Source organism: Anoxybacillus sp. FSL W8-0104, assembly GCF_038004465.1.
In the GTDB taxonomy this organism is placed as follows: Bacteria; Bacillota; Bacilli; order Bacillales; family Anoxybacillaceae; genus Anoxybacillus; species Anoxybacillus flavithermus_G.
In genome coordinates, this window is record NZ_JBBOQU010000001.1 from 1,398,463 (window position 1) to 1,421,119 (window position 22,657).

A 22,657-nucleotide genomic window follows, 5' to 3' on the forward strand; every position below is an offset into this window, starting at 1 on the left:
TCATGACGAACGAGATGAAACGACTGTTGTCGTTTGTTTATAAGCTGGATCTAATTGTTCTGGATACCCATATGAACCATGCTCACTAATATCAAGTCCAGAAATTTCTTGTTCAGGCGTCACTCGTAAGCCGATCGTCTTTTTTAAAGTATATAAAACAATAAATGAGACAATCGCCACGTACAACGCTGCACCTAAAACGCCGACTGTTTGAACGATAAGTTGATCAGTTCCTCCACCATAAAACAATCCCGGTTTTCCAATTCCTGTGATCTCTACTAAACGTGGTGAAGCAAAAAAGCCCGTTGAAATCGTACCAACAATACCGGCGATACCATGAACTGAAAACGCGTAAATCGGATCGTCAATGCCTTTTCGCTCAAAATATACAGACGTCCAAAATGTAAACGATCCCGCAACGGCACCAATGACTGCAGCTGCCCATGGCTCAACAAATGCACATGCTGCTGTAATCGCAACGAGAGCTGCTAATACACCGTTGACCATGGCTGGAATATCCGCTTTTCCAACGAGCCATTTTGCCGTCAAAATGGAAGCGATCGCGCCAGCTGCTGCCGCAATATTTGTCGTTAACGCTACATAACCGAAAAATCCATCTGCAGTTCCCATTGTGCTTCCCGCATTAAACCCAAACCAACCGACCCATAATACGAAGCCACCAATGACTGTGTATACTTGATTGTGTCCTGGGATGTAATTCGGTGTCCCATCTTTATTAAACTTGCCAATGCGCGGCCCTAACAACATTGTCGCAATGAGTGCTGCAATCGCTCCTTGTAAATGGACAACCGTCGAGCCCGCGAAATCTTGCATTCCCATTTCTCCAAGCCAACCGCCTCCCCATACCCAATGACCGATGACTGGATAAATGGCGATCGTGAAAATCGTTCCAAAAATGAAGTAAACAGATAGTTTTGCTCGCTCAGCAAATCCTCCCCACGCGATCGCTAAAGATACACCAACAAAGGCAAGTTGAAATAGAAATTTCAACTCAAGTGGAACGTTTGCCCACGAAAGAGAAGAAAACGTCTCTTTTCCTTCCTTTAAAAACCATCCTTCTGTGCCAATGAATCCATTCCCTTTTCCGAATGTAATTGCGAAACCTGCTGCCCAAAACGCAAGTGATGCAATCGCAAAACTTAATATTTGTTTTCCAGCGACATGACCTGCGTTTTTCATTCGTGTTGACCCAGCTTCTAACAAAGCAAATCCGACTTGCATTCCAATGACTAAAATCGCTCCTAACATAACCCAAAGTGAATCAAGCGCCAAACTCAACTGTGCCTCATTCATTCCCATCTCTCCCTTATGTTATTTTTTATAACATTTATGGTTATAATATATTACATAAACAGAAAGAAATGCAACAGTTTTTCGAAAATTTTTTTATTTTTATGTTATGTTTTGTAACATAAAAAAGAGTGCCTCCATAGAGACACTCTCTTGAATTAAATAAGAAACATGGCGACAATTGTCGTGACAATCAATCCTGTAATAACCGACACAACATTTCGTCTCGCTAACTCAAATGGGCTAACACCACAAATCGCAGCTGCTGGAATAAGCGCCCAAGGCACTAATGTTCCTCCACCAACCCAAATGGCTGCAATTTGACCAAGTGCTGTTAATGTAGCAATTCCTGTTCCGATTGCCGTTGCAAACAATTTGGCAATAGAACCAACAAGAGAAATGCCTGAAAAACCTGATCCATCCAATCCGGTAATCGCTCCTACTCCTGTTAACGTAATCGCTCCTACCTCTTTGCTTAATGGAACGACACTAGATAAAGCAACACCTAAGTCATTCACAATACCATGCGACTGTTTTGGTAAAAACTCTCCTATAATTGTTTGAAATCCTGAATCTCCTAAGTAGAAGAAAGCGGCAATCGGAATGACCGGACCGAACACTTTAAACCCAAATTGAAATCCTTGAATGAACAAATCTGTAATTTGTTCTAAACTTTTCTTTTTATATGCAACCATTAGCATTGCATAAATATAGTTAGAATTTTCTGTTAATTATTTTTTGTGAATTTGTGCCAAAAAGACAAAACCTAAAGAAAGGCGGCACTGTCCATTTGGTAAATATATACAGTTAAATCAGAGCGACAACGACAAAAGGGAGATTATGGACTGGCTCGCCCATCAAATTTTCGCAACCAAACATAAGCTGGTTTCCACAGAGCTCTCTTTAACCAACGAGTAATTCGAAGTAGGGATTTCTTACTTTTCATCTCCAATTGAATGAGAACATGTAAGCAATACGTGATAAGGGCTAAGAAAATTTGATTTTGAATAGCTGTTTCACTCATTCCATAAAAGTGCTTAATTTCTACGTGTTGCTTAAGCCATTTGAAAAAGAGTTCAATAGCCCAGCGAGATCGGTAAATACCACTTATCTCTTCTGCTTTTAAATCAAATCGGTTGGTAATTAAACGAAGTAAGTTCCCTTTTGTGTCCATAACTTCTAGTAGACGATAGACATTTTCAGTACGATTTTGTGTGGTACCAATATAGACCATTTTATCGGATAGAACGTGACAATCATCAGGAAGTGAAAATGTATAGACTTCACGAATGACTGCGTTTTTCTTCAGTCTTGAAACGAAGAAATAGCCATCATCTGTCATCCGGTCAAAACGTTCATAGTCCACATAACCGCGGTCAAACACATACATGGCTTCTTTATCATCCACTAGGACTTCGAGTTGATTTCGGTCATGTTCTTTTGCTGTCGTAATCACTGCTTTTTCAGGATAGACGGTGTCTTTATCCATGAAAACGAGCCGTAAGTGTAGCTTTACACCAGCTTTTGTTTTACGGAATTTTGCCCATTTATAATTGGTCAAATTCAACGGGAGTGTACTCGAATCAATGATTTTCAGTGGCATATTCTTTCCGTTTTTATAATGGTACCGTTGAATTTTCCAAACAAGATCCAAGAACAAATTTGCAAGAATTAGTGGGTTGATCTGATTGTTTTTTCGGGATAGCTGAGAGGCACTTATCGATTCAAATCCGAGTGCTTTTTGAAGATCTTCGTCTACAAGTGCATCACTCATTTCCTCTAAGCTCTTAAATTCGAGCAGTTGGGCTACCAATAAAAATTTAATATAGGCTTCTGTTGTCAGCTTTTTTGTGTAATAGTCCTGTTTCAATTCTTTGACTTGTTCGCTAAGTTTTTGAATATTTATGGGTGAAACCCATTTACCAAATGATGAAATTAGTGTATTCTTGTCCATAACAGTTATCCTTTACGATTGGATTTGGACAGGAACCACCTGTACTTCCATTGTAAAGGATTTTTTTGTTTCGAAATCAATAAAAAATTGAACATTCTTAGTATTTTGAATCATCAGATTTAATTACTGCAATGCTAGTGATATGCAACGACTGATAAAAGAGATAAAATGAAAATCGCTGTTCCACCAATTAATGCCGTTGCATCTCCACCTTGCAATTGAAAATAGTACATCGCTACAACATCTAATCCAAATAAAATGGGGATGAGAAACGCAAATGTTGTTTTCATCCTTCTCGTTAATAAGTGAGACTGCACTTCGTTTTCTTCGATCGAAATGGCTTCGCTTTGTGGAATGTTACCTTTTTTTACATCTCGACGCAATAAGAAAAATGCGGTTGTCACGGTGACGATCCCCATGATAAAAACGAGAGGAATGCTTGCTGAAATGACGTCGGAAACAGGAATCCCCGCTGCGTCTGCTGTTAATTTCGGTGCTCCTTGAATAATAAAATCACCTGATAGTGCAATGCCGTGCCCGAATAAATTCATCGCCATCGCCACACCGATAGACAACAAAAGAAACAATAAAAACAAGGCGGATCACTCCGCCTTCTTTTCGTTGCTCATATTCCGCCTTTTTTAATTAAATTGGGTAAGGATATTTTAGTTTTTATTATCCAGAACATTTAAAACACGATTAATAAACGCTTGACCATCTTCAAACTCAATATATCGTAAACTATTATCATGCAATAAAATCTCTACTTTTTTAAATGTTTCTCTATCCCCATTGTCTATTAGTTTTTGTAATTCAGCTAATTCAGCTCTTAATGCGTTAACCAAACTCTCTGGTTCTTCGTCTCTAAATTCTCTAATCATGTCGTCAAATTCATGATCATCGATTGATTGATTATAATATCCGTCTACAAAGTATTTAAGCGTCTTAAATTTTCTCTCAATTTCCATCATATTCATCACCACTTCGGATAAGATGTAACAATATAAAAACCATATGGAGAATTAGGATCTCTTTTTAATAATGTGAAAGTATTTCTTAGGTCATAAGTAACTATTCAGCCACATCATAAAGTGAGCTGAATATTTTTTGCTTTTCCTGTCTATGATGTGAATATTGATAGACAAGGAGGTGAATCGCATGTTGACGGTACAACAAGCTGTATTTACAGTTGAAAGCTTAATCAGCAAAGTCCAACAACAAAAGCAGCTCATTACTCACCAACAACAAGTCATTGAGCAACTGTTGAAAGAAAACAAACAGCTACGCAAAGAAAATGAACAACTGAAGTACCGTGTTCAAGAGCTGGAAGCACGCACGAAAAAAAACAGCTCCAATAGCCATTTGCCCCCATCTTCTGACCGTTTTGCCAACACACGTTCTTCTCGTCAACCATCTGGCAACAAGCCAGGCGGACAAGAAGGACATCAAGGAACGACGCTCCGTCAAGTGGAACATCCACATCATCGTGTCGTCCACCGTGTGCATACGTGTCAAGGATGTGGGGTTTCTTTGCGTGACGTCAAACCGTTCAAAGTCGATATCCGTCAAGTGTTTGATGTCCCTCCTGTGGCGATCGAGGTGACACAACATGAACGTGAAGTGAAATCGTGTCCGCATTGTCGATGCGTGCAACAAGCCGAATTCCCATCCCATGTCACGAATCATGTGCAATACGGTCCACGCCTTACTGCGCTCGTTGTTTATTTACATCATATCCAATTGATCCCGTACAAGCGTTTAAGTGATACAATCGAAGCGTTATATCAACACTCGATTAGTACAGGAACCCTTGCCAATATGGTGAAACGAGGACGCGAAGCGCTGGAATCAAATATGGACATCATCGAAGACGCCTTACTTGAATCCAACATCCTGCATGTCGATGAAACGAGTTTGCGCATCAATGGGAAACTCGCATGGGTGCATGTCGCGTGTACATCGAGATATACATACTTGGCTTCTCACGCTTCTCGTGGAAAGAAAGCAACGGATGAGATCGGGATTCTTCCACAATACAAAGGGACGATGATGCACGATGGGTTCGGTACGTATCCGAAATACACACATGCCACCCATGCCCTTTGTCATGCCCACCATTTGCGTGAGTTAAAAGGATTCATCGAACAAGGGCATACGTGGGCGATGCGCATGACCACGTTTCTGTTAGCCGCCAAGCAAGCCGTCGAAGCCCATCACGGTGCACTTTCCGAAGAAGAAGCGAGACGGTGGGAACGAGTGTATGATCGCATCCTAGAAAGAGCACAACATCGATTGGAAACGATGACACCTCTTCCGAAAAAAGCACTCGCTTTTGTTCGACGGCTTCAGAAACGAAAGGAAGAAGCGTTGCGTTTCTTACGTGAAGTACATGTTCCCTTTGACAACAACCAAGCCGAACGCGATCTTCGCATGGTTAAAGTCAAAGAGAACATTTCGGGTACGTTTCGCGTAGAAACATTCGCCCAGTCTTTTTGTATCACAAGAAGCATCGTTTCCACACTGACGAAACACGAAAAAAACGTGTGGGATTCGTTATGTCTTCTGTTGACGGGTGACACGCTTGATCGCGTTCTTTCTACCACTTAGGGCATTTTCTATTACGGGGATGCCCTATTTGTGTTGCGCTTCTTTACATACTACTATCGGAGTGAATAGTTACGGTCATAATCAATTTTATTTGCACCCTTTTTAACTCCTCTTCCCACCGGATGTTTATATTTATAATTTAGACTTAATGTTGTACTTTCGGAGTTTAACAGCCAACCAGCAATTTTATCAGCATTCGCTTTTATTGTTAGTTCAATCACATTATTGGCAGTAGTTTTATTAGTATAAGTACTTACGTCTTTTCTTTCTGATTTCATACGATCAATTAATTCATTATCTTTTAAAGAAACATGTTTTAGAATTGTATGACCTTTATCTTCAGAATAATTTAATAATGTTCCTGCGTCAATATTGTTTATTTTATCTGAAATGAATTTGACTGCAGCATCATCAATTTTATCTGTTCCTTTTTTTACCGTCGTTTTGATTACATCGACTGCTTTCCCAATATTTTTTAAGTCTTTTAAGTCTCCAATAACAGGTATGAATGCAAATAATGCTAATCCAACTTCTTTAGCAGTAGCATTAGGATTAAATAAAGTATTGACAAGATTATATGCGTCTTTAAATTGACCAACAACAGGAACAAAATCGGTGACCACATCCATTAGTGACTTAGCTAATTCCTGTTTCTTCTTTTCCTCTGCCTCTTTTTGAAGTCTTTGTGCTTCTTTAGATATATCAACTGTTACGCCCTTATTAGCTTTTGATGAGATATAAGACTTTAGACTTCTATAAGTTTGCGCCCCGGCTACACCATCAACAGATATACCAACTGATTTTTGAAAACTTCTTACAGCTCCCTCTGTCTCGGAACCATATACACCATCCACTTTAATATTATATCCTGCCGAATTTAACATTCTTTGTAATTCCTTTACAGCCTCTCCTTTGCTTCCTTCTCTAAGCGTCTGACCTGTCCAATGATCATCGCTACCTGATGAGTTTGATCGGGACACTGTTGTTTGTGTTCTCACATACTCTTGTAGAGCTTGGTACGTTTGTTTCCCCGCAATTCCATCGGTCGTGATTCCAACCTTCTTCTGAAATTCCTTCACAGCCTTCTCTGTATTTGCTCCATAAACTCCATCAATTCCCCCAGGGTTAAATCCGGCTTTGTAAAGCCAAGATTGCAGCGTTTTCACATAATCATTTCGATCACCTCTTTTTAGCGTTTGCCCACTCCATAAATTATTTGCAAAGTTAGATGGATAACCTGAATCCGTGATGGTTGGAAATCAACTTTGATTTTGGTGTTAGTTCTATGGATATATGATCCATACATCCCTTTTTTTGATGATTCCCTGCACCACTTTCATGTTTGAAAACGAGATAAATCCTCTTTTATGGAGATACAAACCAAAAAAGAGACAAAAAAAGTACAGGGGGGAGTGATGGATATGAGTACCCGAACATCTGTTTGTTATCTTGCCTCTTTCCATTTTTGATACACATTCAGTAGGAGTATACTGTACCCACTCCTTCGCGTCAGTTTCATCCAGATCTGTCGTGATCGGCGGACGAGTCGACCTGCCATCGTGATCACCGTCTGAATGATCGTCTTGATGCGGCGGCGTTTCACTTTATGATGTAATGGATGTCTCGGATCGCTTAATAGATCTTGTCCAATCAGGCGAAGAAGGTTGTACACGAATGCTCCCATGACTAACACGAGCGCATTCGTTTTCATCTTCCCTGATGGAAGTCGCTCTAAATCTAAGTCGCTTTTCAGTTCGCTATGAAACTGTTCGCATGTCGCATGATCGTGATACAATGCGAGCACATCACTCATTCGAACATGCTCGTATCCTTCGAGGCGCACCCAGTAGCTTTCGACTTCGTAATCAGGAACGAGCATCAGCTGTCCATTTCGTTCCATCGTTCGTTCCGTCACTTGGGTGACTTGAACGTACGTATACGTGTGTCCATCGATTGCTGCTGTCTGTGGAAGGCATAACTCATACGTTTGTACTCCTTCTGTTTGTCCATCATCGACGCGTCTGCCCTTTTGCGAAGCGATCTGGAACCAAAGCGCTTTCGATTCTCGGCGTAAGTTTCGCTTGATGACAAAGTCCACGTCTTCCTTTAGACATACGTGCACATTCGCTTCCGCATCGTTCCCTGCATCCATGCGGACAAGCAGACGAGACGAGGTCAGCGGACGAGCTCGACGGATGGCGGTAGTTAAAAACGAAGGCATGTTGTCTTGTACATGTTGTTTCCCTGGACGCAGCTCGGCATGAACGATATACCCTTCCTTCCCTGCGTACGCAAACAACGGCGTAAAACCGTCAAATCCTTTATACGTTCGACTCACTCCTTCTTTTTTCGTATCGGAGTTATCAAATGGGGAAGCATCTATATCAAGGGGAAGCCATGTCGTTTTCCCTTTCGTCCAACAAGCGGACAAGGTAGCGTGTTGTCGAACCAACAGACGCATCGATTCCTCCCAAATGATGGTTTCGGTCATCGGGAGACAAGCGAGCTGATCGAGACGCTGTCGCAACGTTGGGGAGGAAGGTACGTGCCGAATGCCCATTGATGTCGAAAAGATATCGTCCTGACGATACGCTTCGATATGATCAAAATCCGTTTTTCCTGTGGCAAGCAAGCCGATCATCGAGCGAATGACGTCGCTATGGGAAATGTGCACATCTCGACGAACCGTTGGGAGCCGAAGTGCGTTTACTCGTTTATCCAGCTTCGTTTGGTGCAGTAAGTAGCCCACGAGAGCAAGCCCAGCACTTGGAGTAATCGCTTCATCTGTCAATACAAACCGAATCGGGAAATCTTTCATCACATTCACCTACTTGATGAAGAGTCGTCAACGTCGTTTTCCCTTATCGTATCAACGGTTTGCGACCATTGTAAAGATGTTTTGTCACGGATTCAGGGATAAGTGACTCTACCAACACTATCCACAACGTACATTTTTGATCCCCCTAGTTATTTTTTGTTTATTATCATATCAGACAACCATCATGAAAAATGTCGAAACATGTCATAAAAACAAAAAAATCCCCTGCCGAGTAGCAGGGGTCACACGATGATAGACGGATATCCTTTCTTTTTCAATTCCTCCGCAAGCCGTTCTGCATTTTCTATGTCGCTGAACGCCCCGACTTGCACTCTATAGAGTTTTCCGTCAGGCACTTTTTGTTGTGGTTGTGTTTTTGCTTTTTTCTTCAACCCAAACACTTTCACGATACCTTCAACGTGACCATGCGCGACTTGTAGAAGGAATTGCTCTGACTTGAGTTTCGCCGTGTCATTGGCATTGTCGATGAAAAGATTCTCCGTCAAGATGACCGGCATGTGTGTTTCGCGCAAAACAGCATAGTTAGCTCGCTTCTTACCACGATCAGTCACGTTGCCGATCGCTTTCATGATTTCCGCATGAATTACATTTTGATACGCAATCGTTGCTGAGTTAGCGTTTGGGTGCACATATGATTCGAATCCCGTGCCGCCGCCGGCATTGATATGGACGGAAATGAAGTAGTCGGCTTTCAATTTGTTTGCGAGCTCCGCGCGTTCGGATAATTCCAAGAATCGGTCATCGGTACGTGTATAATGCACTTCTACGCCTTCATATTCACCAAGCATACGCCCAATATGCTTGACGATAGTAAGTGTTAAGTCCTTCTCTCTCAAGCCGTTCCCGACCGCTCCTACATCCTTTCCACCATGTCCTGCGTCAAGCACAATTCTCACCATTATTTATCTCCCCTTTTTTCAAGTGCATATTTCACAGTCGCCACCGAACCAACACCGTACAGTGCATATTGAAGCCCCTGGACTAACACTTCAAAAGAAAAAGCGTTCTTCTCAAAGATAGAGAAAGCAACGCCTAACACAACCGCGACAATTGGGATATAGCGATTAGGAATGTTTGTTGCTTCACGAATGGCATACAACAACACGGCCAACGCTACATACGCGGTAAATTCAACTGAAAGAATAGCTTCCATTATTGCATTCCTCCTCGAAACATGAAAGTTAATAAAGCTCCTACAATCCCGCCTACAATTAACCGTAAAATCCATGTTGTGTTGTTCTTGATTGCCGAAATATCTTCACGCATATCTTTGATGTTTGATTCTGCGACCGCCAAGCGTGTTTTTACATCCACCATGTCTGCCTCCAATTTTTGAATGCGTTGTTCCATCCACTCACAACCTTTCCGGAAAGAATACAAAAAGACAGTGAACTACCTCACTGTCTGCATTAGCATTATTTAAGTAGACATTCCTAATAGTAACTAATCACCTCCCTCACAACGGATGTTTTGAAGAACGCTGGATCCATACCGAATATATCCGCTATGTCGTCTTCGCTGCGGTAAAGATCCTGTCGCTGTAATCGCTAACAAAAAAATGCCTACCATACAAGCTAAAGATGTATCTTTACGCCAAATCATCAATGCGATAATGATACAAATAAATGAGACGTAAATCCAATGTAACGCTGTTAACTCCACACCCATCGTCCTCTTCCCCTTTTCATAAACTGTAATACAGCATATGAAAAAGGGAACGATGTGTGCGAACGCCTAATCACTTTTACGTCCAATCAAAAAATAAAGTTGATCAACAAGATTTGGTTTATCGATGAATGGATTGCGATTTCCTTGAATTCGAAAAATCGCCGCATTTCGATGCCTCTCATATGTTGTAACAGGAAATTGTTTATGCCATTGAACAAGTAGCGGAATATAGACTTGATCAATAAAAGGCTGTTTGATTGCTCGTGGATAGCGAACGAGAAAGTATAGCATCGCTCGCGCCACCGCCCCTTTTCCGTGTTCAGGTTCAAAATGTTCCCCGTATGCCACGCCACAATCGTTTTGAACGATTTCATTAGGAGACTCTGGTTCATAAAACGGAAAATCCGCATACGGAAAATTCGAGCGAATAGAATTGCATCGCGGTTCACAAACAAATAAGTGATGCAAATCCCCTTTCATTGGTTCCTTTGCCCCAAACCACGATTGTGGCACGACATGTTCGGCATTAAATTTCAATTGTTGATCAACCAATTTTATTTTTTGACTGTAGATGAGCAAATTTACTAACATAAATTTACAACCAAACAAAAAAGAAGACATGAACCCGATTCCTTGGTTAGAATAGATGTGCCAACAAACCATTCACAAGGAGGTTCATGTCTCATGAATAGATTAGCACATCACCAAGGAATCCACAAGTTTTTGACGATGTTGGGGTTGGCCCTTTATTTCTCGAAACCTGTCATGAAGCATCTCGTTCATATCGTGGATGCGATGATTACAAAGGGCTTTTCGGGAACGCTGACCGATCTACATCATGGGAGTTTTCATCCGAACCATCGCACGACACTGAGCCATTTTTTCACGAAAAGCCCATGGGAGGAAGAGACGCTGCTTCGCAAACTCCAACAGTGGGTGCTTCATCGTGTCGAACGCAGCTCGAAACGAGAGAATCAACCCATTTTTGTTTCGATCGATGATACGATTTGCCAAAAAACGAAGCCCTCGTCACGGGCAACACACGCCATTCAAGGGTGTGATTGGCACTATTCTCACGCAGAGAAAAAGTCGATCTGGGGACATTCTCTCGTTTGGCTCATGGTTCATACGATGACCCAAGCGTTTCCTTTTGCCTTTCGCCTCTACGACAAGACGGTGGGGAAAAGCAAAGGGGAACTCGCGATCGAGATGCTTTCTTCGTTGGATGTGAGTCGACCCGTTTATGTGCTCATGGACTCTTGGTATCCATCGAAAACCCTCGTGGGAGCCTGCTTAAAAAAAGGGTTCCACGTCATCGCGATGCTGAAGACGAATCGGATTCTCTATCCAAAAGGGACGGCCATTCAAGCAAAAGAATTTGCCAAATCTATGGAGCCACGGGATACCCGCCTCGTCACGGTGGGAAAAGAGCGTTATCGGGTGTATCGCTACGAAGGCGCTCTGAACGGTCTCAAGGATGCCGTGGTGCTGCTCGCATGGAAAGCCGATCAGCCGATGACGCCGAAACATCTTCATTGCGTCTTGAGCACCGATCGCGAGCTAAGCGATGAAGAGATCTTGCGCTACTATGCTGCACGTTGGTCGATCGAATGTTTTTTCCGTCAAGCGAAAGACCAGCTGAAACTCGATGGATACCGCGTTCGCGGGCGTCGGGCGGTGAAACGGTATTGGATCTTGGTGCAACTTGCGTATGTGTACAGCATGTTCGAGTCTAACAGTGATTTTTCGGATGGGCTCGATCTCCTGCGCAAGAGAAAAGGACATAGCCTCGTGGAGTTCATTTATCGTGCAGCAAAACAAAATATTCCCATTGATACCGTGAAAAAACAGCTCCACGTGGCATAAGGGGTACCCTGTTTGTCTCTTTTTAAATGGTAATTATTGTAACGAAAATTGCTCAACTACAGTTTTTGATTAAAATCGAGTTCGCTTTTTTTTGCCTTTTTTACAAGCTGAACAAATTGTTCATATCGCTTTTGAATGATCTCGTAATCTTGTAAAATAATTGTACGTGGATCTTTCTTTTTCCCCGAATAAATGCTTTTTACTGTTCCATCCGGCTGCAAATCGACCCATGTGTATAAATAGTAATCTTTGCTTAAAAAATACGGGATGCGACGTATATGCGTCCGTTTCATTAAATCGTGATACGCTTGAAATAACAACTTTCCATCCGTTTGATGATCGATGTGTTCGTAATATCGGTCAATGATGCGCTCTTCTTCCTTTTCGTTATAATATAAAGCGTTTTGTTGCCGAATTTTTTGTTGATTTTCAATAAGTTCTTGCAAAATTTCTTTCTGTTTTTCTTCCCAACGCTTCAGCTGCTCTGCATGTTGATGGATAACATCTTCCACCATTCTTCTCTCCAATCATTTTTACTATAATGTATTCGTATATTGTCCATTACGTCTCCGCTCTTTTGTTTCATACACCTATTATAATCAATATGTACACAATAAAAAATAGAACAGAGCATAGTGACTCCCCTTACTAAAATATCTCTTAACAAATATAGAAAGCTCTTGCCTTTCATTTTCACCAGCAAGCCTTTCTTTTGATAAAATAGATAGTGACAAAAATCGAACATAGATATATTTTTTATTAATACGAACAAAAAACAATGAAATTATGTTATATAACAATAAAGGATTATATATAGAATGTAATACTTGAAAGAAACACCCATATCGGAGGAGAAAAAATGAGAAAGCGATATGAAAATTTAGGTGGCGTCCCAACAACGAAATCGTTTGCTGACTTGCGGAAATGGTATGCGGAAAGAAGACAAAAAAAGAAAGATTGGTCATATACTTTGCCTTGCGAACATATTCAACCTTCGTTGCTACATACAAATACGGGGCAAACGCTACTCACATGGATAGGGCATGCGACATTCATTATTCAAATAAACGGATTGACGATTGTTACAGATCCAGTTTGGGCAAAACGATTAGGAACGATCCGCAGACTAACGGAGCCCGCTCTGTCGATTGACGATCTACCTCCCGTTGACGTCATATTAATTTCTCATAGTCACTACGATCACCTACATTTTGCGAGCATTAAAAAACTGAAAGGAAACCCACTCATTCTTGTACCGAGCGGGTTGCGTTCATCCTTTCTGAAAAGAGGGTTCGAGCATGTTGTGGAATGCAATTGGTGGGACACCGTTGTCGAACGAGATGTTTCATTCACATTCGTTCCTGCACAACATTGGTCGAAACGAACGTTATTTGATACAAATACGTCCCATTGGGGTGGATGGGTGATTGAAGCAAAAGATAAACCGACGTTTTATTTTGCAGGGGATAGCGGATATTTTCATGGATTTCGCGATATTGGGGAACGTTTCCATATCGATTACGCTTTATTGCCGATTGGTGCATATGAACCCGAGTGGTTTATGGGGCCTCAACACGTTACCCCTGAAGAAGCCATTCAAGCATTTGTCGATTGCCGGGCGAAAACATTTATTCCGATGCATTATGGCACATTCCCGCTAGCTGATGATACACCAAAAGAAGCGTTAGATCGCCTTTATGCTGAATGGAAACGTCGCAACTTTCCGAACGAACAACTACGTGTGCTGAAATTAGGCGAAATCGTACATTGTGAAACCGCCACATAAAGCGTGGCGGTTCAGACTTATTCTCTTATATACATATATCTTCCGTTACCCCATTTTGCAATACGTACATGCGATAATACAATCCTCGTTTTGCAAGCAATTGCTGATGAGTGCCACGCTCGACAATTTCCCCTTGATGCAAGACAAGAATTTGATCTGCATCCTGAATTGTTGATAAGCGATGGGCGATGGCAATCGTTGTTCGCCCTTTTCTCATCTTTTCAAGCGCTTGTTGAATCGCTTCTTCTGTTTCTGTATCAATGTTTGCAGTCGCTTCATCAAGCACTAATATTTTTGGGTTCATCGCAATTGTACGAGCAAACGCAATGAGCTGACGCTGGCCGCTTGAGAACGTCGTCCCTCTCTCTGTTACGGGATGATCATACCCTTTTGGCAACTTTTCAATAAACGCATGAGCTTGAACGAATTTGGCAGCTTGCTCAATATGTTCATCCGTCAAATGTTGATGATGGAGCCGAATGTTATCTCGTACCGTCCCATAAAACAAAAACGGGTCTTGAAGCACAAGGCCGATATGTTTCCGCAACTCTCTCTTTGGATACTCTTTAATCGAATGACCATCAATCAAAATATCACCACGTTCAAACTCATAAAAACGCATGAGCAGTTGAATAATTGAGCTTTTTCCGCTTCCGGTATGCCCGACGAGCGCAACTGTCTCTCCTGGTCGAGCAATAAACGAAATATTTTTTAGCACATCGCGTTTTCCATCGTAGCTAAACGATACGTTGCGAAATTCAACCGTTCCTTTTTCAATAACAAGCGGTTTTTCAGCTTGTTTCGGTTCTTCTTCTTGTTCATCTAACAATTGAAATACACGTGAGGAAGCAACAAGCGCTTGTTGAAACATCGATAGCCGCATCATCATTTGGTTAATCGGTTCAAAAAAACGCTCTAAATAATTGACAAAAGCATATAACACTCCAATTTCAACTGGACTTTGAAAGGAAGAAATACCGAAATAACTTAACACAACAATGAGCGAAAACACATAAACTAAGTCTGTTGCTGGACGAAGCAATAAACTATCTAGTTTAATATTTTTCATCGCTGCCGTATAATGTTTTTCATTAATGACTCCGAATTGCTCTTTCATCCGCTTTTGTTGACGGAACGCTTGAATGATCGCCATTCCTTGAAGTGACTCATTTAATTTCGCATTGAGTTGACTTAAATATTCGCGTAAATCGCTATAAAACACCGAACTGTACTTCCGATACGTACGGATAATAAAATAAATGGTCGGTAAAATGACTAAACAAAAAGCAGCTAATCGGACATCAAGCAAAAACATTGCGACAAACACGCCGACTAAGAAAAAAGCACTTTGAATAAACGTGACAAGCACTTCAACAAACATTTCTTTAATGGCTTCTGTATCATTTGTCACTCGTGAAACGATGCTTCCAGCTGGCGTGCGATCAAAGTAACGCATTCCTAATGATTGCACTTTCGCAAACACGTCTATGCGCAATTGTTGAATGATTTTTAATGCAATCTCTTGGAACTTTAATAATTGAAAATAAGAAAGAAACACTTTTCCGATATGAATCATGATATACGCTGTCGCTAGTCCGATCATTGCTCGAAGCGGAAATGTCATCTGCGCTAAATAATCGTCAATAAAAATTTTTACAATGATCGGACCAAGTACGTCTCCAGCAGTCGTTAACGCTAAAAGAAAAAAAGCGAACAACAACGACTTTCGATGCGGTGCAGTATAGCCCATCAGTCGCATAAACACTTGTCGTTGATTCATATTTGATTTCATTGCGCACCCCCACGTTCCACAAATTGTTCAAGCTGTTGACGAACGTACATATCCCGATACCATCCGTCTTGTGCAACGAGCTCGTCATGCGTGCCACGTTGAACAATTTTTCCATCTTCAAGCACTAAAATGAGATGTGCATGTTGAATGGCACTTAACCGATGTGTCGCAATCATTGTCGTCTTTCCCGCACGATTTTCTTTCAATGACTGCAAAATACGCTCCTCTGTTTGTGCATCTACAGCCGATAGCGAATCATCTAAAATGAGCACTTCTGGATTAAGCAACAGCGCACGAGCAATCGACAACCGTTGTTTTTGTCCTCCAGATAAAGAAACGCCTCTTTCGCCAACGACCGTTTCATATCCTTCTGGAAACTGCATAATATCATCATGCACTTGAGCGAGTTTAGCGACCCGTTCCACTTCTTCTTGACTTGCATCAGGGCGAGCGAACGCAATATTATCTCGGATGGAAGCAGAAAAAAGAAAATGATCTTGCGGGACATAGCCAATCGCTTCACGCAATCGTTCTAATCGATATTGCGTGATCGAATATCCACCAAAATACACGTCTCCATCTATTCCAACAAACTCCCGCAGCAACACTTTCAAAAGCGTTGTCTTTCCGGCTCCTGTTTTCCCGACAATTCCTAACGTTTCCCCTTTCTTTAACGTAAACTGAATGTGTTGCAATATCGGTTCCGTTTCATTCGGATACGTAAAGGAACGAATGTCATATGTGATGTCACCTGTCGGCACTTCATCAAGCAATCCATCGTCTTCTTGTATATCCGATTTTTCACGCAACAATGATGACACCCGATCATACGAAGCCCTACCGCGTTCGACAATATTAAACAACCATCCAAATGCTAACATCGGCCAAATGAGCAGTCCTAAATACATCGTAAAAGAAACGAGCTGTCCAATCGTTAGCTCTCCTTGAACGACAAAACGTGCCCCAAAAACAATCGATAAAAAAAACGACACGCCGACAATGAGCGAAATCGTTGGATCAAACAACGAATCAATGCGAGCAACTGCCATATTTTTTCGAACGACGTCATCAACTTGCGCTCGAAACGATTCAATTTCTTCTTTTTCTTGTCCAAACGTTTTTATTACTTTGATTCCAGCGATGCTTTCTTGTACTTTATCGTTTAAAGCAGAAAATGCCTCTTGCGCATAATGGAACCGTTGATGAAGCAAAGAACCGTAATAGCTTGTTAAATACGCCATAAGCGGCATCGGCAATAAACAAATAAGCGTCAGTTTCCAGCTAATTGTTAACGCCATTGTCGCGATGACAAAGCCCCCAATGCATAATGAGTCAACAAGCGTCAAGACGCCAACACCTGCTGTTTGTTGAATCGCTTGTAAATCATTTGTCGCATGCGCCATTAAATCACCGATGCGGCGATTTTGGTAAAATGACGGCGACATCATCGTAAAGTGCTCATATAGCCGATCGCGCAACAACCGGGCGAGCTTTGCTGCTGAGCCAAAAATCATCGTCCGCCAAACGTAACGACAACCGTACATACAAAGCGCAACACCTGCAAGCAAGCTTAACCACATAATCAGCTTTTCTTTCGTCAGTTCTCCTGCTTTTACAGCATCCACAACATGCCCAATTACTTTTGGGGGAACGAGCTCAAGCAATGAAACGATCGCAAGTAATATAATGCCGATTATGTATGCTTTTTTTTCTTGTTTAAAAAACCACATTAAATCGAGAAATACTCTCATACACTATCCCTACCTTTTCGTACTTCGATTGTCGTTTCGTTCTATTTTATCAAATATTCCAAAAATAAGAAAGTTTTTTTGTTATGTTAGTATATAAATAGTGTTACTCTTATCGCATACTTTTACATATGCAAGCCAATCTAAAAAAGACTAAAACGAATAAAAAAGATGGTTGTTGCGATGGATTTACAAACAGGAAAATTATACTGGCCAACGACATTTCCTGATGCCCCCTTCGTATCCACCGCTAGACAACGACATACAATGCGACGTATTAATTGTCGGAGCGGGCAGATCAGGAGCGTTATGTGCTTATTATTTGAGTGAAACGGATTTAGACGTTGTTGTCATCGACAAACGAAAAGCAGGATACGGAAGTACGATGACAAAACTACGCCTTGCTTATGGAATGGCGCAATCCGTTTTTATAGCCGCCCGTCCACACCGTTCCTCTCTCTCATTCATAAGATAAAATAGAGAGGAGGAAACGAAATGAAAAAATGTTGTTGTGCACCTGTGCGTCATAAACCAATACCACCACAGCGCGATGAATGCCCGTGCTGTGTCGAAGGAATGAAAGAGGTGCTAGCACAGCTAAACGGAAAAAAAGTCGATGTTGCCATGCTCGATCAAACAGGGTCAGGGCAAGGAAATAATAATTTTACTGTTAGTGAGATCGTAAATGACTTGATTGTCACCGGTAAGATCCCTGGAAGCGGACAAAATAAACGTTCAGCAGCATTTCCGATTTGTAACGTCGTCGGGGTGAGAGGAAATGTGTTAAAGGATATTCCTCTTCCCGCCATTGACGAAACGTGTGATTGTTGTGGACGTTCAATTACAAGCTTTTTGCAACGTATTCAAGGACAAACGGTAGATGTCGATACACTTGCGACGGGACAGTTTAACAATATACAAAATGTTACAATCGATGCCGTCGGGAAGGGAACCGTGCGTTTGACAACAATGAACAACACATGGATCATCAACAGCTGTTTTATTTCGGGCATATTTGGCTTTACGCGATAAGAGAGCTTCGCTTGACGCGTCGCTCTCTTTTTATATCGGACAACTGGGTATGTGATGTGGTGGGCATATGTCGACTTGTTGTTCGACGCGCGGCGTGCATGTTGTTCCTTCAATTTCAATTTTGACACGTCCGAGCGATTGAATATGTTGACAAAGATGAACAGAAATGAGTATTTGCGGGCACGTTGTTGAAAGAAGCGCTGCTTTACAGTCAGCAACAACCGTTTCACAAACGATATCCGTCTCTGGCGGGGCACATAATAATACGTCCTCGATCGTTGCTAGTGAAATCGGTTTTGTTTTCCATACCGTCCCATCTTTTCGTGTACATTGTAATACAATAAATGTTTCAACGAGAACATATATTTTTTGCAATGCAACTTTCTTTCCGTTTGGCAACGTGACATGCACCGTCTGGCGTTCATCAAGCACACGACAAGTCATCTGTTCTGGCACAATCGGCTGACCGCACGCATCGGTCAATATACAACGAATATGTTCACAATCGTCAAGACGATCGAGCTGTTGATGAAGTTGAATGCATACACGTCCGACGCACGTCCCATTTCCTTTACATTCAACATGCACATCGCGCAAATGTGACATCGTCAATGAACGGGATTCCCCTTCTTGTAATGAACATACGATTTCTCCGTTAATCAAAACGTCCATTTGTCGTCCGCACCCTTGTTCATAATATACAACCGTCACCGTTCCAAACGCATGCACATGTTCTTCCGCTGACCATACGATCGTTTTTTCCTCGCATGGCGCGCAAATGTTAACACAAATATTATGCTCGACAATCGGCTCGGTCAACGTCTCTCTTTTCGTTAATTTTATCGAACGCGAAACCCAATCAAACACTTTTTCCACATGAATACAATGCTTCTCCACCTGCCACTCCCTCCTTTTCATTCGATATATCATACTATGTGTCGATATACATTCGTGCATAGACGTACGATGAAAAAATGTAATAAAAAATAGGTACGAAACATAGGACAACATCCTACACACTTTTTTGTTTGCTGCATTGTATATAAGGGAGGATTATTCTTCCATAAAAAACAAAAAGGAGCGGATATAATGAGCTGTGGCGGATGTTGTCCAGACCGTCCAATCGCGACGGATGAAGTTTGTCAAAACTGGGAGTTTCGTTGCGACAGTACAGATCGTACGATTTGGGAAGCAGATGGGGATGTCATTAAACCATTTGGAACCGTAACGGTATTAGTGGAAAATAGTTGTGATGGTGTCGAAGTATATGTGAACGATACATTAATTGCTACGTTAACAGAAGGACAATCGTTTTCTAAAACATTTAATAGTTTGAAAAAAGTATCAATTACATGTCTTAAACCCGACGGATCAACTGGTTCTATTTGCTGTGGAAAGTTATGTATGACTGTGCATTATAAAAAATGTTAATGAATGAAGGTGTTCCGTTAGTTGGAACACCTTTTTAGTGAATATACGTTTTCGATACTGGTTGTTCCTCAGCAGATAGCAACCGTTCAAGAAAATCGGTGCGCTCTTGTAGTTGAGCGACTTCTTTTTTTATTTCTTCCATTTGTCGTTCGACTTTCGTTACACGCGCTTCGAGGTTCCACGTTTGTTTTTCGAGGGCGATCATGTAGTTCCACATGCGCATAAATTGTTCGTCAGACAGCTCATGAGGCGCCTCTAACTGAATAATCATTCGCTTCCTGTAAACTTTTTCAATCGCTTGTTCAATGTGAGGCATATACAACGCTTGTATCCAATTTTTTTGCAGTGGGTTTGTACAATGAATGATGACTTTATCGTCTTCCATCGTCGCTGTCGTTCCTTCAATCCATGTTTCAAAAGCAAGTGAGGACATCATGCGAGATAAAACGTTTTTCACTTCTGACCACATTGTTTTCCCCCCCTTTCACACATGAAATTAAACAAAAATAAAAAAATTCCTGCTTATTTTTTTCGAAACGCCCACCATTGTTTTGTCACTTCATAAGAAATGCGATCATACAATTCATCCGTTGTTGTCGCTTTAACGACTTCGCCATCGATTAGGACAAACGGGCAATGTTTGCATGTTTTACATTTACCAACGCAATCTTTTCGTTTTATTTTGACATGTTTGAATGTTTGTTTTAGAAACATATATAACGTTTTTGTTGCAAACTTATTTTTCTTGCAAAAGTGCACTTTTTTCATTTCGTCACACTCCAAGTATGATAACTATAATCATTTTCATTTCTATCATACTTTGAATGTTTGCTTCCTTCAATGATTTTTACTTGGCATATTGTTGTAAATGCTCAAGCGAACGAATGATGTACGGAATCATCTGCAATAAATCGTCGACATGACTTTCGTTAATCATGCGTTCGAAATCAATCGTCACTTGATGAGTATATCGCTCATGTTTTGGGTATGTATACGTTAACGTTTGTATAACTGTGCGCTGTTCCCCCCAAATGTGCTTTAGCATCTGTTCTACAGCTTGTCCATCGACATGTGTAGCCGAAAAAGAAAACGAAACGGTCATCGTGCATCCGGCCTGCGAGATTTCTTCATATAACAATTCGTTTGCAATATGTTGAAGCGTCATCGCGAGAGAAATAGTGCACGTCACTTTACGCGCATGCCGCAATTGAAAAGAAAGCGCATATGCGCGCGTAAATTTCGCTAAATCAATGATGTCTGAGCGATCAACAACTGTTACGAGTTCATCTGTTACATCTAAATCATAAACAGCTCCTTCTATGACCGTTTTTAAATTGTCGAAAATCGTTGGGTCAAACATATGCTCATCCTCTCGATTTTTTATATATTTTTGAGCGAACGATACGCCGCTCGACTTCTGTCAGATTAACGGTGTAACCGATTCCAATCTGTTGCCGAACGAAAATTCGTCCATTGTCAACGGTTACTTCCGGATCAATGAAATCCCGTTCCCAATAATTTGCTGATGCCGCTGTATCCCCCGGGAGAGAAAAATGAGGGAGAGTTGCTAAAGCAATGCTATGGGCTCGTCCGACTCCGCCTTCTAACATACCACCACACCATACAGGAATATGATGTTGTTGACATAAATCATGAATGCGTTTCGCTTCTGTCAGTCCACCGACCCGACCAATTTTTATATTGATCACTCGGCAACTTTTTAACTCAATCGCCCTTTTCGCATCTTCATACGAACAAATGCTTTCATCTAAACAAATCGGCGTTTTTAATTTCGCTTGTAGTTTTGCATGATCGACAATATCATCTACAGCAAGAGGTTGTTCAATCATCAGTAACTCATAGTCATCAAGCGCTTTCAGGCGGTCGATATCCCGTAGCGAGTAAGCGGAGTTTGCATCTACCATGAGCGGAACGTCTGGAAAATGATGACGAATCTCTCGAACAACATTTACATCCCATTCGGGCTTAATTTTTATTTTTATACGTTGGTATCCTTCCGCAAGCGCCTGTTCGATCCGTTTTAATATATTTGTTATCGGTTGAATGCCAATGCTGACGCCGACTTTCACTTCTTTTTTTTCACCGCCGAGCGCAGAGCTTAACGACACCCCATGTCGTTTCGCAAACGCATCCCAAACGGCTCCTTCAAGCGCTGCTTTTGCCATGTAATTGCGGCGAACAATCGAAAATCGGTCACGCAATTCGTCAGGATGATAAACGGGTGCTTGAAAAAGAAGCGGAATTAAAAATGTTTCGAGCATATGCCACGTCGTCTCAATCGTTTCTTCTGTATACCACGGAGCAGAAAACGCGACACCTTCTCCCCAGCCACACACACCGTCTTCATCAACGACTTCAACTAATAAAACAGGACGCGTTTTCATCGTCCCAAAACTTGTTGTAAATGGTGATTTTAATTCCATTTGTAAGTATCGTAAAATAACTGTATGTATTTGCACAAACATCCCTCCGAAACAATTATACAATAAATGAAAAAAGCTGACCGAGAAAACGATCAGCTTTTTTATCTAACTTGTTTTCCGTTTTCGGCTAGCAACATCAATCCGAACGGCCAAAATTAAAATGCTTGACGCTTGGCGTC

Annotated in this window: 22 protein-coding genes and 4 pseudogenes; 6 read left to right on the forward strand and 20 right to left on the reverse strand. The window is 41.5% G+C overall.

Annotated elements, in window-relative coordinates; translation table 11 throughout:
* From NST18_RS07470 to NST18_RS07490, 5 genes and pseudogenes are all read right to left on the reverse strand, one after another.
* On the reverse strand, window positions 1–1,314 hold the full coding sequence (locus tag NST18_RS07470; RefSeq protein WP_064214479.1) for an ammonium transporter: 1,314 nt from the start codon (window positions 1,312–1,314) through the stop codon (window positions 1–3).
* Between the two features lie 155 nt (window positions 1,315–1,469).
* Window positions 1,470–2,006, reverse strand: a pseudogene (locus NST18_RS07475) (hypothetical protein); the annotation flags it as partial.
* A 143-nt stretch (window positions 2,007–2,149) separates the two neighbouring features.
* A complete protein-coding gene (locus tag NST18_RS07480) occupies window positions 2,150–3,265 on the reverse strand; it encodes an IS4 family transposase (protein ID WP_032101754.1) in 1,116 nt (371 codons plus the stop codon).
* 140 nt (window positions 3,266–3,405) lie between these two features.
* A pseudogene (locus NST18_RS07485) lies at window positions 3,406–3,843 on the reverse strand (hypothetical protein); the annotation flags it as partial.
* An 87-nt stretch (window positions 3,844–3,930) separates the two neighbouring features.
* Complete coding sequence (locus tag NST18_RS07490; protein ID WP_019417960.1) at window positions 3,931–4,236, reverse strand: contact-dependent growth inhibition system immunity protein; 306 nt, start codon at window positions 4,234–4,236, stop codon at window positions 3,931–3,933.
* Window positions 4,237–4,423: 187 nt separating this feature from the next.
* Between NST18_RS07490 and tnpC the strand changes: the two genes are divergently transcribed.
* Window positions 4,424–5,872, forward strand: coding sequence for an IS66 family transposase (tnpC, locus tag NST18_RS07495; RefSeq protein ID WP_088223283.1), 1,449 nt, complete (start codon window positions 4,424–4,426; stop codon window positions 5,870–5,872).
* 53 nt (window positions 5,873–5,925) lie between these two features.
* Here tnpC and NST18_RS07500 read toward each other — a convergent pair whose 3' ends face one another.
* The 7 genes and pseudogenes from NST18_RS07500 to NST18_RS07530 form a co-directional block, all read right to left on the reverse strand.
* Complete coding sequence (locus NST18_RS07500; RefSeq protein WP_340721316.1) at window positions 5,926–7,038, reverse strand: peptidoglycan-binding protein; 1,113 nt, start codon at window positions 7,036–7,038, stop codon at window positions 5,926–5,928.
* A gap of 278 nt (window positions 7,039–7,316) precedes the next feature.
* Window positions 7,317–8,690 (reverse strand): IS1380 family transposase, encoded by a 1,374-nt coding sequence (locus NST18_RS07505; protein ID WP_088223305.1) that lies wholly within the window; start codon window positions 8,688–8,690, stop codon window positions 7,317–7,319.
* Between the two features lie 242 nt (window positions 8,691–8,932).
* Window positions 8,933–9,610 carry an N-acetylmuramoyl-L-alanine amidase gene (locus NST18_RS07510; protein ID WP_004890232.1) on the reverse strand — a complete coding sequence of 226 codons (678 nt, stop codon included), beginning with the start codon at window positions 9,608–9,610 and terminating at the stop codon, window positions 8,933–8,935.
* Window positions 9,610–9,864, reverse strand: a complete 255-nt coding sequence (locus NST18_RS07515; RefSeq protein ID WP_004890231.1) for a phage holin family protein — start codon at window positions 9,862–9,864, stop codon at window positions 9,610–9,612. Before NST18_RS07515 ends, NST18_RS07510 begins: the two co-directional genes overlap by 1 nt.
* Entirely contained in the window at window positions 9,864–10,061 is a 198-nt protein-coding gene (locus NST18_RS07520; RefSeq protein ID WP_004890228.1) for a hemolysin XhlA family protein, read from the reverse strand. Before NST18_RS07520 ends, NST18_RS07515 begins: the two co-directional genes overlap by 1 nt.
* Before the next feature lie 93 nt (window positions 10,062–10,154).
* Window positions 10,155–10,379 (reverse strand): hypothetical protein, encoded by a 225-nt coding sequence (locus NST18_RS07525; protein WP_035018629.1) that lies wholly within the window; start codon window positions 10,377–10,379, stop codon window positions 10,155–10,157.
* Between the two features lie 66 nt (window positions 10,380–10,445).
* A pseudogene (locus NST18_RS07530) lies at window positions 10,446–10,928 on the reverse strand (endonuclease I family protein); the annotation flags it as partial.
* A 135-nt stretch (window positions 10,929–11,063) separates the two neighbouring features.
* Between NST18_RS07530 and NST18_RS07535 the strand changes: the two are divergent.
* Window positions 11,064–12,245, forward strand: coding sequence for an IS701 family transposase (locus NST18_RS07535; RefSeq protein WP_088223189.1), 1,182 nt, complete (start codon window positions 11,064–11,066; stop codon window positions 12,243–12,245).
* Between the two features lie 56 nt (window positions 12,246–12,301).
* On the opposite strand, the gene NST18_RS07540 is transcribed toward NST18_RS07535, so the two are convergent.
* Window positions 12,302–12,757 (reverse strand): hypothetical protein, encoded by a 456-nt coding sequence (locus tag NST18_RS07540; RefSeq protein ID WP_230456183.1) that lies wholly within the window; start codon window positions 12,755–12,757, stop codon window positions 12,302–12,304.
* A 347-nt stretch (window positions 12,758–13,104) separates the two neighbouring features.
* Here NST18_RS07540 and NST18_RS07545 point away from each other — a divergent pair, with 347 nt between their 5' ends.
* The gene (locus NST18_RS07545) at window positions 13,105–14,031 is read left to right on the forward strand and encodes an MBL fold metallo-hydrolase (RefSeq protein ID WP_004890221.1); all 927 of its coding nucleotides are present in this window, start codon (window positions 13,105–13,107) and stop codon (window positions 14,029–14,031) included.
* Between the two features lie 25 nt (window positions 14,032–14,056).
* On the opposite strand, the gene NST18_RS07550 is transcribed toward NST18_RS07545, so the two are convergent.
* Both NST18_RS07550 and NST18_RS07555 read right to left on the reverse strand, forming a co-directional pair.
* Entirely contained in the window at window positions 14,057–15,823 is a 1,767-nt protein-coding gene (locus NST18_RS07550; RefSeq protein ID WP_004890217.1) for an ABC transporter ATP-binding protein, read from the reverse strand.
* Window positions 15,820–17,574, reverse strand: a complete 1,755-nt coding sequence (locus tag NST18_RS07555; RefSeq protein ID WP_004890216.1) for an ABC transporter transmembrane domain-containing protein — start codon at window positions 17,572–17,574, stop codon at window positions 15,820–15,822. Before NST18_RS07555 ends, NST18_RS07550 begins: the two co-directional genes overlap by 4 nt.
* 168 nt (window positions 17,575–17,742) lie before the next feature.
* Here NST18_RS07555 and NST18_RS07560 point away from each other — a divergent pair.
* Window positions 17,743–18,001, forward strand: a pseudogene (locus NST18_RS07560) (FAD-dependent oxidoreductase); the annotation flags it as partial.
* A gap of 65 nt (window positions 18,002–18,066) precedes the next feature.
* The gene (locus tag NST18_RS07565; protein ID WP_339174032.1) at window positions 18,067–18,603 is read left to right on the forward strand and encodes a hypothetical protein; all 537 of its coding nucleotides are present in this window, start codon (window positions 18,067–18,069) and stop codon (window positions 18,601–18,603) included.
* 30 nt (window positions 18,604–18,633) lie between these two features.
* Here the strand turns inward: NST18_RS07565 and NST18_RS07570 are convergent, their stop codons facing one another.
* Window positions 18,634–19,500 carry a DUF3992 domain-containing protein gene (locus NST18_RS07570; RefSeq protein WP_230456182.1) on the reverse strand — a complete coding sequence of 289 codons (867 nt, stop codon included), beginning with the start codon at window positions 19,498–19,500 and terminating at the stop codon, window positions 18,634–18,636.
* A gap of 192 nt (window positions 19,501–19,692) precedes the next feature.
* On the opposite strand from NST18_RS07570, the gene NST18_RS07575 reads away from it, so the two are divergent.
* Window positions 19,693–20,034, forward strand: a complete 342-nt coding sequence (locus NST18_RS07575; protein WP_004890209.1) for a DUF3992 domain-containing protein — start codon at window positions 19,693–19,695, stop codon at window positions 20,032–20,034.
* A 34-nt stretch (window positions 20,035–20,068) separates the two neighbouring features.
* On the opposite strand, the gene NST18_RS07580 is transcribed toward NST18_RS07575, so the two are convergent.
* The 4 genes from NST18_RS07580 to menC all read right to left on the reverse strand — a co-directional run bounded on the left by NST18_RS07580 (window position 20,069) and on the right by menC (window position 22,520).
* Window positions 20,069–20,503, reverse strand: a complete 435-nt coding sequence (locus tag NST18_RS07580; protein ID WP_004890207.1) for a DnaA N-terminal domain-containing protein — start codon at window positions 20,501–20,503, stop codon at window positions 20,069–20,071.
* Window positions 20,504–20,556: 53 nt separating this feature from the next.
* Window positions 20,557–20,802: a DUF1450 domain-containing protein gene (locus NST18_RS07585; protein WP_004890203.1), complete on the reverse strand. Its 246-nt coding sequence runs from the start codon at window positions 20,800–20,802 to the stop codon at window positions 20,557–20,559.
* 79 nt (window positions 20,803–20,881) lie between these two features.
* Complete coding sequence (locus NST18_RS07590) at window positions 20,882–21,394, reverse strand: hypothetical protein (RefSeq protein ID WP_004890201.1); 513 nt, start codon at window positions 21,392–21,394, stop codon at window positions 20,882–20,884.
* Between the two features lie 4 nt (window positions 21,395–21,398).
* On the reverse strand, window positions 21,399–22,520 hold the full coding sequence (menC, locus tag NST18_RS07595) for an o-succinylbenzoate synthase (RefSeq protein WP_004890197.1): 1,122 nt from the start codon (window positions 22,518–22,520) through the stop codon (window positions 21,399–21,401).
* Between the last annotated feature and the right edge of the window lie 137 nt (window positions 22,521–22,657).

Coding starts and splice junctions, on each gene's coding strand:
- NST18_RS07470 (WP_064214479.1), bottom strand. CDS start 1,314: ATGAATGAGGCACAGTTGAGTTTGGCGCTTGATTCACTTTGGGTTATG.
- NST18_RS07480 (WP_032101754.1), bottom strand. CDS start 3,265: ATGGACAAGAATACACTAATTTCATCATTTGGTAAATGGGTTTCACCC.
- NST18_RS07490 (WP_019417960.1), bottom strand. CDS start 4,236: ATGATGGAAATTGAGAGAAAATTTAAGACGCTTAAATACTTTGTAGAC.
- tnpC (WP_088223283.1), top strand. CDS start 4,424: ATGTTGACGGTACAACAAGCTGTATTTACAGTTGAAAGCTTAATCAGC.
- NST18_RS07505 (WP_088223305.1), bottom strand. CDS start 8,690: ATGAAAGATTTCCCGATTCGGTTTGTATTGACAGATGAAGCGATTACT.
- NST18_RS07510 (WP_004890232.1), bottom strand. CDS start 9,610: ATGGTGAGAATTGTGCTTGACGCAGGACATGGTGGAAAGGATGTAGGA.
- NST18_RS07515 (WP_004890231.1), bottom strand. CDS start 9,864: ATGGAAGCTATTCTTTCAGTTGAATTTACCGCGTATGTAGCGTTGGCC.
- NST18_RS07520 (WP_004890228.1), bottom strand. CDS start 10,061: ATGGAACAACGCATTCAAAAATTGGAGGCAGACATGGTGGATGTAAAA.
- NST18_RS07525 (WP_035018629.1), bottom strand. CDS start 10,379: ATGGGTGTGGAGTTAACAGCGTTACATTGGATTTACGTCTCATTTATT.
- NST18_RS07535 (WP_088223189.1), top strand. CDS start 11,064: ATGAATAGATTAGCACATCACCAAGGAATCCACAAGTTTTTGACGATG.
- NST18_RS07545 (WP_004890221.1), top strand. CDS start 13,105: ATGAGAAAGCGATATGAAAATTTAGGTGGCGTCCCAACAACGAAATCG.
- NST18_RS07550 (WP_004890217.1), bottom strand. CDS start 15,823: ATGAAATCAAATATGAATCAACGACAAGTGTTTATGCGACTGATGGGC.
- NST18_RS07555 (WP_004890216.1), bottom strand. CDS start 17,574: ATGAGAGTATTTCTCGATTTAATGTGGTTTTTTAAACAAGAAAAAAAA.
- NST18_RS07565 (WP_339174032.1), top strand. CDS start 18,067: ATGAAAAAATGTTGTTGTGCACCTGTGCGTCATAAACCAATACCACCA.
- NST18_RS07575 (WP_004890209.1), top strand. CDS start 19,693: ATGAGCTGTGGCGGATGTTGTCCAGACCGTCCAATCGCGACGGATGAA.
- NST18_RS07580 (WP_004890207.1), bottom strand. CDS start 20,503: ATGTGGTCAGAAGTGAAAAACGTTTTATCTCGCATGATGTCCTCACTT.
- NST18_RS07585 (WP_004890203.1), bottom strand. CDS start 20,802: ATGAAAAAAGTGCACTTTTGCAAGAAAAATAAGTTTGCAACAAAAACG.
- NST18_RS07590 (WP_004890201.1), bottom strand. CDS start 21,394: ATGTTTGACCCAACGATTTTCGACAATTTAAAAACGGTCATAGAAGGA.
- menC (WP_004890197.1), bottom strand. CDS start 22,520: ATGTTTGTGCAAATACATACAGTTATTTTACGATACTTACAAATGGAA.